General features: G+C 68.4%; 12 protein-coding genes. 5 read left to right on the top strand and 7 right to left on the bottom strand.

Features of this window, described 5'->3' with window-relative positions:
* Nucleotide 1 precedes the first annotated feature (1 nt).
* The 4 genes from IEZ09_RS11575 to ddaH all read right to left on the bottom strand — a co-directional run bounded on the left by IEZ09_RS11575 (nucleotide 2) and on the right by ddaH (nucleotide 2,900).
* Entirely contained in the window at nucleotides 2-379 is a 378-nt protein-coding gene (locus IEZ09_RS11575; RefSeq protein WP_189253633.1) for a beta/alpha barrel domain-containing protein, read from the bottom strand.
* A 47-nt stretch (nucleotides 380-426) separates the two neighbouring features.
* Complete coding sequence (locus IEZ09_RS11570) at nucleotides 427-849, bottom strand: hypothetical protein (RefSeq protein WP_189253632.1); 423 nt, start codon at nucleotides 847-849, stop codon at nucleotides 427-429.
* Nucleotides 850-927: 78 nt separating this feature from the next.
* Nucleotides 928-1,683, bottom strand: coding sequence for a class I SAM-dependent methyltransferase (locus IEZ09_RS11565; protein WP_189253631.1), 756 nt, complete (start codon nucleotides 1,681-1,683; stop codon nucleotides 928-930).
* A gap of 404 nt (nucleotides 1,684-2,087) precedes the next feature.
* The gene (gene ddaH, locus IEZ09_RS11560) at nucleotides 2,088-2,900 is read right to left on the bottom strand and encodes a dimethylargininase (RefSeq protein ID WP_229812467.1); all 813 of its coding nucleotides are present in this window, start codon (nucleotides 2,898-2,900) and stop codon (nucleotides 2,088-2,090) included.
* A gap of 147 nt (nucleotides 2,901-3,047) precedes the next feature.
* Between ddaH and IEZ09_RS11555 the strand changes: the two genes are divergently transcribed.
* From IEZ09_RS11555 to IEZ09_RS11540, 4 genes are all read left to right on the top strand, one after another.
* Nucleotides 3,048-3,488, top strand: a complete 441-nt coding sequence (locus IEZ09_RS11555; protein ID WP_166044709.1) for an Lrp/AsnC family transcriptional regulator — start codon at nucleotides 3,048-3,050, stop codon at nucleotides 3,486-3,488.
* Nucleotides 3,489-3,498: 10 nt separating this feature from the next.
* Entirely contained in the window at nucleotides 3,499-4,239 is a 741-nt protein-coding gene (locus tag IEZ09_RS11550; protein ID WP_189253629.1) for an enoyl-CoA hydratase, read from the top strand.
* A gap of 211 nt (nucleotides 4,240-4,450) precedes the next feature.
* Nucleotides 4,451-6,289, top strand: coding sequence for a 2-oxoacid:acceptor oxidoreductase subunit alpha (locus IEZ09_RS11545; RefSeq protein ID WP_189253628.1), 1,839 nt, complete (start codon nucleotides 4,451-4,453; stop codon nucleotides 6,287-6,289).
* Nucleotides 6,286-7,335 (top strand): 2-oxoacid:ferredoxin oxidoreductase subunit beta, encoded by a 1,050-nt coding sequence (locus tag IEZ09_RS11540; protein ID WP_189253627.1) that lies wholly within the window; start codon nucleotides 6,286-6,288, stop codon nucleotides 7,333-7,335. The genes IEZ09_RS11545 and IEZ09_RS11540 overlap by 4 nt, the downstream gene beginning before the upstream one ends.
* A 62-nt stretch (nucleotides 7,336-7,397) precedes the next feature.
* Here the strand turns inward: IEZ09_RS11540 and IEZ09_RS11535 are convergent, their stop codons facing one another.
* Complete coding sequence (locus tag IEZ09_RS11535) at nucleotides 7,398-9,560, bottom strand: sunset domain-containing protein (protein WP_189253626.1); 2,163 nt, start codon at nucleotides 9,558-9,560, stop codon at nucleotides 7,398-7,400.
* 145 nt (nucleotides 9,561-9,705) lie between these two features.
* On the opposite strand from IEZ09_RS11535, the gene rarD reads away from it, so the two are divergent.
* Nucleotides 9,706-10,629, top strand: a complete 924-nt coding sequence (rarD, locus tag IEZ09_RS11530; RefSeq protein ID WP_189253625.1) for an EamA family transporter RarD — start codon at nucleotides 9,706-9,708, stop codon at nucleotides 10,627-10,629.
* A gap of 3 nt (nucleotides 10,630-10,632) precedes the next feature.
* Here the strand turns inward: rarD and IEZ09_RS11525 are convergent, their stop codons facing one another.
* Nucleotides 10,633-11,598 carry a polyprenyl synthetase family protein gene (locus tag IEZ09_RS11525; protein WP_229812466.1) on the bottom strand — a complete coding sequence of 322 codons (966 nt, stop codon included), beginning with the start codon at nucleotides 11,596-11,598 and terminating at the stop codon, nucleotides 10,633-10,635.
* 55 nt (nucleotides 11,599-11,653) lie between these two features.
* Nucleotides 11,654-13,225 (bottom strand): NADH-quinone oxidoreductase subunit NuoN, encoded by a 1,572-nt coding sequence (gene nuoN / locus IEZ09_RS11520; RefSeq protein ID WP_189253623.1) that lies wholly within the window; start codon nucleotides 13,223-13,225, stop codon nucleotides 11,654-11,656.

Below are 13,225 nucleotides of genomic sequence, written 5' to 3'. Positions count from 1 at the left end.
GTTAGCGATCACGCCGTTGCTCAAGAGCCTTGAGCACCCAGTCCGGGCTGTCGCCCGCGTTGTCGTTGAACGCGATCGCGGTGTCCGGCTGGTGCCAGTGGACCAGGTTGACCACGGTCTGGAAGAGCTCGAGCAGCCCAGGTCCCTTGCGAATGCCGCCGCCGACAACCACCGCGTCGTACTGCCGTTGCCGGAGCTTCTCGACGAGCTTGGTTTCGGCCGGGCCGCCGAGCTCGGCGAAGTCGATCAGGAAGAGGTCTTCTGCGAGCCCCAGCTCGGCGAACGTCCTGCTGCTTCGCTCGATGCCGGCGGCGACGGGTGCGGGGTCGAAGCCGGGGATGGTGTGCGGATCGAATCCGATCACGAGAACGTTGGGCACCCTCGCGAGGTTAAGCGAAAAGGCAGCCCGCGCGCGGCCCGACGTGTCTACGGCTGCCCCAGACTCGGCTCGCCGTCCACGATGATCAGCGAGGTGGGACGTTCGTCGTTCTCCTCGCGGAAGTGGCCCGCGTAGCCGTCGTCCTCCACGTGCGGGGCCAGCAGCGAGACGACCTGCCACCAGATCTCGGCCCAGTGGTCGTCCAGCCAGTACAGCCGCGCGTGCAGACCCCAGGCGTGGTGCTCGCCCTGGGCGTTGTGGCCGCGGTACTGCCGGCGCAGCGCCACGTGGTCGCCGCCGGGGAGGTAGCTGTCCTCGTCCGGCTGCATGACCGGGAAGTCGTAGTCGATCACCAGGTGTTGTGGCCGGTTTTCGGTGAGGCCGAGGTGGTAGCGCAGCTCGTCCAGGACGTCCGGTGGGGTGTTGTCGCGCAGGAACGTGGAGAAGACGACCTCGTAGTGGAAGCTCACGACGGTTGATCGTATTGAGCTGGGTTGGGGCGTGGCCGGGAAACGACAAAGGCCCTCGGCGTCGTTGACGGGGCCTGTCTACACCTTGCTCGCCACCACCATGTAGTTCTCGGCCTCGAGATCGAACGTGCTCACTTCCGTCCGAAGTCCGACCCGGTGCAGCTCGACTTCGAGTTCCTCGTACCGGTAGGGCCAGCAGGACAGCAGTTCCGAGCGGACAAGAACCAACCCAGTCGCATCAATCTGGGCGATCGCAATCTCGATGTGGTGCTCCTCCTCCCAATGCGGCGCGATCTCCCAGCGGTAGACCACGACGGCATCGCGACCGTTCCGGCGGACGAGTCGGTCACTGATGTCCAGCCGGGAACCTCTGGCCCTCACGAGTTCCCACGTGCGGGAGGTGAGCACCAAGCGCCCGCCACGGCGCAAGAGCCGTGACATCGACTCCAGAGCAGCACGCCTGCCTGTCGCGCCCGCGGCATGGTGAAGCGAGTTACCGACGCAGAACACCATGTCGAACGTGCCGTCCTCGAAATGGTCGGGCAACTCTTCCCAGCTCGCTCGCACGGCCCGGACGGATGCCCCGAACTCCTGAGACAACTCCGCAGTCCGACGAACCATCGCTTCGCTGGCGTCGGTTGCGACAACCTGGATGCCACGACCGGCGAGGCCAACCGCCAGCTGTCCGGTTCCGCACGAACAATCGAGGACGTGGGCGTTCGACGGCAGGAGACTGAGGACATCATCGAACGACGCAGCGAACTCGGCCGGAGCCAGCTTCGCATCGGAGATGAGCCACTCGTACACCTCGGCAAGCGCGTCATAACCCGTCACAACTAATACCTCCGTCACGAGGCAGACTCACGGTGGCACATCAGTACATCAGCGGAGCAAGCCGATTCACCAATGGTTTTGCAGGGGCAACCCGCCCGCTATGCCGCTGAGCGGTCGTTCACGAGATCGAAGCCATTCCAGGCGATGGGCGGGCAGCTCCAGGAGGACGACGGCGATGCCGAGTGAGAAGCGTTTTGACAGGTAGGCTCATATGAGAACGCCCCGAGCAATGATCTTGCTCGGGGCGTTTCTTGTTCCGTGCATGTTCCGTGAGCCGTGGCAGACCGACGCAGTAGCGACAGACGGTGACCTGCGGCGCTGACGTCGTTGGCAGCATCGGAGCAGGTCAACCGGCATATCGGGCCTTCACGCTGGAACAACGGAACGGCACTGCGTGGGCGAGGTCAGCCGCGCAGTTCCATCGTGCAGCACTTCGGGCCGCCGCCCGACTTGCGCAGTTCCGAGATGTCCACCAGCACCGGCTCGAAGCCGCGGCGCGCCACCTGCTCGGCGAGGTGGGTGGCTTCGAGGGGCATCACGACGTGCTTGCCGTCGGACACCGCGTTCAGGCCCAGGCAGACCGCGTCGTCGTCGTTGGCGATCACGGCGTCCGGGAAGAGCCTCTTCAGGACCTGCTGGGAGCCCGGCGAGAAGGCCTCCGGGTAGTAGGCGACCAGGGGGGTTGGGGACTGGTCGTCGAGCATGAACAGGGCCACGTCGAGGTGGTAGAAGCGCGGGTCCACCAGTTGCAGGGAGACGACCGGGACGCCCAGGACCTCCTGCGCCTCTGCGTGGGCGTGGGGGTCGGTGCGGAAGCCCGTGCCGGCCAGCAGGAGGGAGCCCGTCCAGGTGAAGTCGCCCTCGGCCTCGTTCACGGCGGTGGGCATGACCACGGAGTTGTAGCCGGCGCTGAGGAACCAGCGGCGGAAGTGGTCGGCTTCGGCTGCGCGCTGTTCGGCGCGGAAGCGGGAGCCCAGGACTCGCCCGTCGATGACGGTGCCGCTGTTGGCCGAGAAGACCATGTCCGGGAGGCCTGGGACCGGGTCGATCACGTTGACCTCGTGGCCGAGGCGCTCGTAGGTCTCCTTCAGGGCCGTCCACTGCTCCACTGCCAGCGTTGTGCTGGTGGGCTGGGTCGGATCCATCCACGGGTTGATGGCGTACTCCACCGTGAAGTACGTCGGCGGGCACATGAGGTACCGACGGGTGGTCGGCATGCGCGTCGGCGCGAGGGGCTGCGCGATGTCGAGCGTGATCGGCTCGCCGGGCCCGGAGATGGATACGGTCATGGATCGAAATGTAAAGGTCTGCTGGACCCTCGAACAACGCCGCGATATTGCGTGAACTAGGGCAGAATGTTGCGTGTGGACAGCATCGACCAGCGAATCATTTCGTGCCTCATGGCCAACGCTCGATCCAGCTACGCGGAGATCGGCAAAGAGGTGGGGCTGAGCGCTCCCGCGGTGAAGCGGCGGGTGGACAAGCTGCTGGACACCGGGGTTCTGCGGGGGTTCACGGCCGTCGTGGACCCGGAGGCGCTCGGGTGGGGTACCGAGGCGTTCGTCGAGGTGCACTGCAAGGGGAACGTGGCACCGCACGACATCCAGCACCGGCTGGAGCCGATGGCGGAGGTCAGTGCCGCCTACACGGTGTCCGGTGCGGCGGACGCGATCGTGCACCTCAGGGCCGCCGACATCCACCACCTGGAGACGGCGCTCGAACGGCTGCGGGCCGTCGAGATCATCGACCGGACCGTGTCGACGGTCGTGCTGTCCCGGCTCCTGGACCGGCCGCCGGCACCCTAGAGTCCGGGCCATGGCTGAGGTTCTGCTGGAGCACAACGATTCCGTCGCCGTGATCACGATCAACGATCCCGACCGGCGCAACGCACTGACGATCGATCTGTCGCAGGAGCTCGCGGACAAGGTCGCGGAAGCAGAAGAGACGGCCAACGCGCTGATCGTCACGGGTGCGCCGCCCGCCTTCTGCGCCGGTGCGGACCTCACGCAGCTCGGCAACTCCACGGACGAAGGGCTCCGCAGCATCTACAAAGGGTTCCTGGCAGTGGCCAACGCCACGATCCCCACCATCGCGGCGGTCAACGGGGCTGCGGTCGGCGCCGGACTGAACCTCGCGCTCGCGGCCGACTTGAGGGTCGCTGGGCCGAAAGCGCGGTTCGACGCCCGGTTCCTCCAGCTCGGGATCCACCCCGGCGGCGGCATGACGTGGATGTTGCAGAAGATCACCAACCGGCAGACCGCGACCGCCATGACGCTCTTCGGACAGATCTTGGACGCGGACCAGGCGGTCGAGAAAGGTCTCGCGTACGCGAAGGCCGAAGACCCACTCGCAGTAGCAAAAGAGCTGGCCAAGGCGGCTGCGGAGGCGCCAGCAGCACTCGTGCGGACCATCAAGGCGACGATGCGGGCGACCGATGCAATGCACGACCACGCGGAAGCGGTCGAGACCGAGCTGCTGCCACAGGTCGCTTCGATCGACACTCCAGAGTTCGCTGCCAGGCTGGCCGCGATGAAGGCTCGGATCAGCGGGCGTTAGGTGTTACCTTGGGTAACAGGTATCGAGGGTGACGTCTGCCGCATTCGGGTATCCGCTGGTAGTGCTGTGCTTACCGTTTAGTTGAGGACCCAGTGCGGCAGATGGGACGGTTTGTCTCGCCCAGTGGTACGCGGCCCGTCTGGCAGGCGGTCCTGGCGACTACCCTCGATGTGGGGCACAGCCACCCTTGGAGAGAGGTATCGGCGTAGGAATGAGCACTGAGACCCGCAAGCTGGATCGCGTCGTGATCCGCTTCGCCGGTGACTCCGGTGACGGCATGCAGCTCACCGGAGACCGGTTCACGTCGGAAGCGGCGGCGTTCGGCAACGACCTCGCCACGCAGCCCAACTTCCCCGCCGAGATCCGTGCGCCCCAGGGCACCCTCCCCGGCGTTTCGTCGTTCCAGCTCCACTTCGCCGACTACGACATCCTGACGCCCGGCGACCGCCCGGACGTGCTCGTGGCGATGAACCCGGCCGCGCTCAAGGCGAACGTCGTCGACCTGCCGGACGGCGGCATCCTCATCGTCAACACCGACGAGTTCACCAAGCGGAACCTGACGAAGGTCGGGTACGACTCGAACCCGCTCGAGGACGAGTCGCTCGCGAAGTTCCAGGTGCACAAGGTCGCCATGGCCACGCTGACCATCGGCGCGCTGGAGGACACCGGGCTCGGCAAGAAGGACGCCGAGCGCGCGAAGAACATGTTCGCGCTGGGGCTCCTCTCGTGGATGTACCACCGGCCCACCGAGGGCACCGAACGGTTCCTGCGCGAGAAGTTCGCCAAGAAGCCGGACATCGCCGAGGCCAACGTCCTCGCGTTCCGCGCCGGCTGGAACTACGGCGAGACCACCGAGGCCTTCGCCGTCACCTACGAGGTGGCGCCCGCCAAGCTCAACGTCGGCACGTACCGCCAGATCACCGGCAACACGGCCACGGCGTACGGCATCGTCGCGGCGGCGCAGCGCTCGAAGCTGCCCGTCGTGCTCGGCACGTACCCGATCACGCCCGCGTCGGACATCCTGCACGAGCTGAGCAAGCACAAGAACTTCGACATCACCACGGTGCAGGCCGAGGACGAGATCGCGGGCATCGGCATCGCGCTCGGCGCGTCCTACGGCGGTGCGCTCGGCGTGACGTCGACGTCGGGTCCCGGCATCGCGTTGAAGTCGGAGACCATCGGCCTCGCGGTGATGACCGAGCTGCCGCTGCTCGTGATCGACGTGCAGCGCGGTGGCCCGTCCACCGGTCTGCCGACGAAGACCGAGCAGGCCGACCTGCTGCAGGCGATGTTCGGCCGCAACGGCGAGTCGCCGGTGCCGATCGTCGCGCCGCAGTCGCCGTCCGACTGCTTCGACGCCGTGCTCGACGCCGCCCGCATCGCGCTCAAGTACCGCACGCCCGTGCTGTTCCTCTCCGACGGCGCGGTCGCGAACGGTTCCGAGCCGTGGCTGATCCCGGACGTCGACTCGCTGCCCGACCTCACCGTCGAGTTCGCGACCGATCCGGAGACGTTCCAGCCGTACTCGCGCGACCCGGAGACGCTGGCCCGTCCGTGGGCCGTGCCCGGCACGCCCGGTCTGCAGCACCGCATCGGCGGTCTGGAGAAGCAGGACGTCACCGGCAACATCTCCTACGACCCGGAGAACCACGACCGGATGGTCCGCCTGCGCCAGGCGAAGATCGACGGCATCGAGGTTCCCGACGTCGTGGTCGACGACCCGAGCGGCGAGGCCAAGGTCCTCGTCGTCGGCTGGGGCTCGTCCTACGGCCCGATCGGCGCTGCGGCGCGCCGGGTCCGCAAGCTGGGCCTGCCGGTCGCGCACGCGCACCTGCGGCACCTCAACCCGTTCCCGAAGAACCTCGGTGAGGTGCTCCGGAAGTACGACAAGGTGGTCGTGCCGGAAATGAACCTGGGCCAGCTGGCGTTGCTGTTGAGGGCGAAGTACCTGGTGGACGCCGTGTCGTACACCAAGGTGCAGGGCCTGCCGTTCAAGGCGGAGGAGCTTCAGGACGTGCTCGCTGACGTGATCAAGGGGGTGTCGGCGTGACCGCGATCGACCTCGGAATCCCCGGCCTGGCCGGAGTTCCGACGACCGACGAGAAGCAGACGGCCAAGGACTACAAGTCCGACCAGGAAGTCCGCTGGTGCCCCGGCTGCGGCGACTACGTGGTGCTCAACGCCGTGCAGTCGTTCCTGCCGTCGCTGGGTCTCAAGCGCGAGAACATCGTGTTCGTCTCGGGCATCGGGTGCTCGTCCCGCTTCCCGTACTACATGAACACCTACGGCATGCACTCCATTCACGGCCGTGCGCCCGCCATCGCCACGGGTCTCGCCGTGGCGCGGCCGGACCTGAGCGTGTGGGTGGTGACCGGCGACGGCGACGCGCTGTCCATCGGCGGCAATCACCTGATCCACACGTTGCGGCGCAACGTGAACCTCAAGATCCTGCTGTTCAACAACCGGATCTACGGCCTCACCAAGGGCCAGTACTCGCCGACCTCCGAGGAAGGCAAGGTCACCAAGTCGACCCCGCTCGGCTCGCTCGACCACCCGTTCAACCCGGTGTCGCTGGCGCTGGGCGCGGAGGCGTCGTTCGTCGGCCGCGCGATCGACTCGGACAAGGCGGGGCTCACCTCGGTGCTGCGCCAGGCGGCCGAGCACCGCGGTTCGGCGCTCGTCGAGATCTACCAGAACTGCCCGATCTTCAACGACGGCGCGTTCGACGTGCTCAAGGACGCCGACGAGGCTTCCCGCCGCATCATCAACGTGGTCGACGGCGAGCCGATCCGGTTCGGTCGTGAGGGCGAGTACTGCGTGATCCGCGAGGGCTTCGGGCTCGCGGTGGCCAAGTCGGCGGACGTGGACGCTTCGGACATCGTGATCCACGACGCGTCGGACCTGAACCTGTCGTTCGCGCTCTCGCGGCTGTCGACGCAGGACCTCTCGCACACCGTCACCGGTGTGTTCCGGCGGGCGGACCGGCCGACGTACGACGACGGCGCACGGGCCCAGGTCAGCGAGGCCAAGGCCGCGAAGGCCGCCGACCTGAGCAAGCTGTTGCACGGCAAGGACACCTGGACCGTGGTCGGCTGACCCGGAACATCGAAAAGGGCCCGCCAGCGCGCAGCTGGCGGGCCCTTTTCGATGTTCTGAGGTCAGGGGGCCGGTCGGAACCCTGCCTTCTCGGCGTCGGCCTCGGTGCGGAACCACACGTCGGCGCGGGTCTCGGAGAAGTTCGCGGAGCCCTCGGTGTAGTAGCGGCGGCCGGTCAGGGTCGCCTTCACCGCGAAGTCCGCGGCCGGCGCGAGGCCGTCCGACTTCGGCAGCACCGAGCCGGGGCCGAACGGGGAACGCGGGTTGAAGCCCTCCGGCTGCTGGAACCGCGACGAGCCGGGCGCGGCGGCGCCGTTGGGGCGGCCGCCCGTGGACGGTGAGAAGCCGACGGGGCGCGGACGCGTGGGAAGAGCGGGCGGTGCGGGCGGGGCCTCCTGCTTCGGCGACTCGAAGGCCGCGAACGCCGCGAAGCTCTGCTGGCGCTGCTGGGTCGTGCGGCGGGCCTCGCGGATCGGCAGGCCCGCCTCGGTCACGCGCTGCGGCAGGTCGGTCTGGACCGGCTCCGGCTCCGGCTCCGGCGGCGCGGCGAGCAGGGGCTCGTCGCTCGGCACGAACTTCGGCACGAACGGCTGGTCGTCGGTCGGCTCCGGGAGCTGACGGGTCTGGCCGAGCGGGGGCAGCGGCTCGTCGGCGTCGAGCAGCGGCTCGAAGAGCGAGCGGGGGCGGTCGGCGACGGGTTCGGGCGCCGCGGGAACGCGCGGTGTCTCCACGGCGTGGTCGAAGGCGGCGGCGACGGCACGGGGCTGGCGCCCGGTGGTCTCCGTCGGCGTCTCCGCGGGTGCGCCGAACGCCGAGAACGGCGCGGGCGGCGGGGCGCCGGGGGTGCTGAAGGGCTGCACGAAGCCGACCGGCTCCGGCTGGGACTTGCGCTCGGGTTCGGTGTGGAACGACGGCTGCGGCTCGGGGTGTGACTGCGGCTGCGGCTCGGCGCGGAACGAACGCTGCGGCTCGGGGTGCGACTGCGGCTCGGCGCGGAACGACGGCTGCGGTTCGCCGTGGGGCGACGACTCGACCTCGGTGCGCGACAGCGGCGGCTCGGTGTGCGACGGCTGCGGTTCACCGTGCGGCGACGACTCGGCCTCGGTGTGCGACGGCTGCGGCTCGGCGTCGAACGACTCCGGCTCGGCGTCCTCCGGCTCCAGCGGCTCGCGCCTGGCGTGCGCGGGCGGCTGCTCCGGCTTCGGCTCGGTGAAGCCCTGCTCCTCGGCCAGCGTCGTCTCGAAGACGCCGTTGCGGACGTGCGGCGCGTCCAGGTCGAGCGGCTCGACCATGGTCTGCTCGGCGGGCGCCTCCGGCTCGACGAACCCGTCCAGCTGGCCGGAGATCTCGTCGCGCAGGCCCTGGTACTCACCGGTGAGGTCGTTGGCGGGCCAGGAGCTCTCCTCGACGGCGATGAACGTCGTCTGCTCGGAGCGGGTGCCGGCGGGCTCGTCGTCCTCCTGCTCGGCGGCCTCGTCGAGGAACGCCTCCTGCTCCTGCTCCGCCCACACCTCGCGCGGCTGGTAGATGAAGTCGTCGACGTGCTCGTCGACCTCCGGCGGCGCGGTCGGCTCCTGGGCGGGCGGCGCGACCTCGGCGGTCGGCTGCGCGGTGGGCACGAACGACGGCTGCTCCGCGGGGAGCTCCGGCTCGTCGTCGAAGTCGGCGGCCTCGAGACCGGAGCGCGGCAGGACCGTCGTCATCTCAGCCGGGGTCTCCTCCGGAGCGGACTCCGGGGAGAGGCGCTCGAACAGCGAGCGCGGGCGGTCGTCCTCGGTGTCGGTGCGCGCCTTCTGCTCGGCCAGCTGCTCCTCGAACCGGCGCTGCGCCTCGTCGGCCTCCATGTACTGGCGGACCGCGGTGACCGGCTCCTGCTCGACCGGCTCTTCCTCGGCCTGGGCCGGGGGCTCCTCGGCGACGGGAGCGGGAGCCTGCACGGGCTCACCGAAGTAGGCGGGAGGCTCCACGTAGGGCGCGGGTGCGGGTGGTGCCAGCACCTCGTCGCTCAGCGACCGCGGCGGTGTGTCCTCCCACTCGTCGACCTCGAAGTCGTCGACGGGAGCGGGCGCCGCGATCGGGGCTGCCGACCGGCGGGCGTCGAGAAGTTGATCTTCGAGGTCGGCGACCTGCTTGCGTGCTGGTCGGACCATCACCAGCCAGGTGAGCAGCACTCCCGCGACGAACGCGAGCAGACTCCACAGCCAGACCTGCCCGAAGACATTCACGGGTAAGCCCCTTCTACGACCACACTCCGACCCCACTCACTCGGAAGGGTGAGCATGGCCAAACTACAGTGCCTTTGATGATGCTCCGTCACTACGCCGTTCAGCGCAAATAACCAGTGGAAACGCCAGCGTAGAGTGGGATTTTGTGCCCCCTCTGACGACTTCTTCCATCAGTTCGCCAGAAGTTCACACCCAGGGGCGAGGGGTCACGTACGGCGTACTGGCCTACGTCCTCTGGGGCCTGTTCCCGGCCTACTGGCCACTCCTCGTGCCCGCCCAGCCGATCGAGGTGCTCGCGCACCGGATCGTCTGGTCGTTCGTCACCCTCGCCATCGCCGTCGCGATCCTCCGGCGGTGGCGTCCTTTCCTTGAGTTATCAGGGAAAGGCTGGCTCATCGTTACCGCCGCGGCGGTGTTGATCACGGTCAACTGGGGCACCTACATCTACGCCGTCAACACCCGGCACGTGGTCGAGTCGGCCCTCGGCTACTTCATCACGCCGTTGGTGAGCGTGGCCCTGGGAATGATCTTCCTGAAGGAACGGCTGCGGCTGCTGCAGACCGTCGCGATCGGCGTGGTCGTCATCGCTGTGATCGTGCTCACCATCGACTACGGGCGCATGCCGGTGATCTCGCTGGTCCTGGCCGGTTCCTTCGGCATCTACGGGCTGCTCAAGAAGAAGGTGCCGCTCGACGCCGTCTCCAGCCTCACCGCGGAGAGCGCCGTCATCGCACCGATCGCGTTGATCTACCTGCTCACGCTCGGCAGCGCGAACACCTTCACGACCGCGGGCACCGGCCACACGCTGATGATCCTGAGCACCGGCATCATCACGGTGATCCCGCTGCTGCTGTTCGGTGCGGGCGCACAACGGATTCCGCTGACCACCATGGGCATGCTGCAGTACCTCGCGCCGATCCTGCAGTTCGCCTGGGGCGTGTTCGTCGTGCACGAACCGATGCCCGCCAGCAGGTGGATCGGGTTCGCACTCGTCTGGTTCGCCCTCGCGATCTTCACGTTCGACGCGGTGCGGAACCGGCGCAAGCAGTTGCTCGCGCCGGTCGAGTAACCCCTAGCGGGACCGCGCCACCACGTAGGTGGCGAGCTCCTCCAGTGCGTCCCGCGCGGCGCACGGCGGCAGCTTGCCCAGCTCCGTGCGGGCCCGGTCCGCGTAGTCGTCGAGGGTCTCGCGCGCCTTGTCCATGCCCGACGAGGCACGCAGCAACGTCAGAGCCTCGTCCACCAGCGCGTCGTCGGTGATCGGCCCCGCCAGCAGCTCGGCGAGCCGCGTCTCGGACGGGTCGGCGAGCGCGTAGAGCATCGGCAGCGTCCGCACGCCCTCGCGCAGGTCCGTGCCCGGCGTCTTGCCGGACTCGACCGACGGGGAGGCGATGTCGATCACGTCGTCCGAGATCTGGAACGCCGCCCCGATCACCTCGGCGTACGCGCGCAACGCGTCGATCTGCTCGTCGGTGGCGTCGGAGAACATGCCGCCGAACCGCGCCGCGGTGGCGATCAGCACGCCCGTCTTCTCCTCGATCACCTTCAGGTAGTGGGCGATCGGGTCCTCACCCGGCTGCGGGCCGACGGTCTCGCGCATCTGGCCGGTCACCAGGACCGAGAAGGTCTCCGCGATGATGCGTGCCGCGTCCGTCCCCAGGTCCGCGACGAGCCGTGACGCGTGGGCGAACAGGAAGTCGCCCGTCAGGATCGCGATGCTGTTGTCCCACTTGGCGTTCGCGGACACCGCGCCACGTCGCATGGTCGCCTCGTCCATGACGTCGTCGTGGTAGAGCGTGGCGAGGTGGGTGAGCTCGACCACAGTGGCAGCCTTGATGACCTTGTCCCGGTCCCAGTCGGCGCCGAACTGCGATGCGAGCAGTGTGAAGAGCGGGCGGATCCGCTTTCCGCCCGCCTCCACAAGGTGAAGCGAGGTTTCCGTCACCGGGTGGAACTCGCTCTGCACGACGTCGTGCAGGTTGCGCTCCACCTCGGCCAGGCCGTCCTGGACTACCTCGGTGAGCACGGGGTCCACCAACGCGAACCCCGGTCCCTCATGCTCGCTACTGGTCACACCAGCAGACTACGTACACCTAGCTGAGGAAGGTGCCGGTACCCGCCCAATCGAGCACGAACGTGGGCCACAAACCGAGCACCAGGGTCACGACGGCGCCCAGCGTGATCGCGATCGTGGTGAACGCACCCGGCACGCTGACGGTCGGGCCGTCCGGAGCCGGGTCGCTGAAGTACATCAGCACGATCACCCGCAGGTAGAAGAACGCCGCGACGGCCGAGGCCACCAGGGCGATCACCACGAGCGGCGTCAGGCCCGCCTCGATCGCCGCGCTGAACACGACGAACTTGCCGATGAAGCCGGACGTCAGCGGAATGCCTGCCAGCGCGAGCAGCAGGAACGTGAACACGCCCGCCACGACCGGCGACCGCTTCGCGAGGCCCGCCCACTGCGACAGGTGCGTCGCCTCGCCGTCGGAGTTGCGGACCAGCGACACGATGCCGAACGCCGCGATCGTGGTGAAGCCGTACGCCAGCAGGTAGAACATGGTCGCGCTCACGCCCTCGCCGTTCGGCACCAGCGCGATCGAACCGATCAGCAGGAAGCCCGCGTGCGCCACCGAGGAGTACGCGATCATGCGCTTCACGTCGGTCTGGGTGAGACCCAGCACCGCGCCGATCACCATCGACACGACCGCGACGCCGTAGAGCACGCCGCGCCACTCCCACTGCGTGTTCTGGAACGCCACCGTGAGCACGCGCAGGATGCCGCCGAACGCGGCGACCTTGGTGCACGCGGCCATGAACGCCGTCACCGGCGTCGGCGCGCCCTGGTACACGTCCGGGGTCCAGGCGTGGAACGGGCCGACCGCCGCCTTGAACAGCAGACCCACCACCAGCAGGCCGAAGCCCGCGAACAGCAGCGTGTCCGAGCGGTCCGTGCCGGCGGCCGCGGCGGCGATGGACGAGAGCTTCACCGAGCCCGCGTAGCCGTACAGCAGAGCCACGCCGTACAGGAAGAACGCGGAGGCGAACGCACCCAGCAGGAAGTACTTCACGGCCGCTTCCTGCGAGAGCAGGCGACGGCGGCGAGCCAGGCCGCACAGCAGGTACAGCGGCAGCGACAGCACTTCCAGCGCGATGAACATGGTCAGCAGGTCGTTCGACGCGACGAACGTCATCATGCCGCCGAGCGCGAACAACGTGAGCGGGAAGACCTCGGTCTGCATGCCGGTCTTCGTCGCCTGCGCGCGGTCCTGGATGGTGCCGGGACGGATCGCGGCCTGGGCCACGAACACGCCGCCGGGCTCCACCGAGCGGTCGGCGATCAGCAACACCGAGCCGAACGCCAGCACCAGCAACGTGGCCCACAGGAACAGCGACGGCGAGTCGACCGCGATCGCGCCCGCCAGCGTCGCGATGCCCTGCGCGGGACGCTCCGAGGTCGCGTAGAGGATCAACGCGCCGGTGGCGCCGACCAGCGTGACGAGCGACAGCACGAGCTGCACGGCCCACCGCTGGTGCTTGGGCAGCAACGCTTCCAGCAACACGCTGATGCACGCCGCGCCGAGCACGATGAGCACCGGCGCGATGGCGCCGTAATCGATCTCCGGCGCCTCGATCTGCTGCGCCTGAGCGACGAGGAGGTTCAC

The organism is Lentzea flava, from assembly GCF_014648475.1.
GTDB lineage: Bacteria > Actinomycetota > Actinomycetes > Mycobacteriales > Pseudonocardiaceae > Lentzea > Lentzea flava.
Note: the sequence above shows the minus strand (reverse complement) of the source record. Positions and strands in the feature narration are given on the sequence as shown.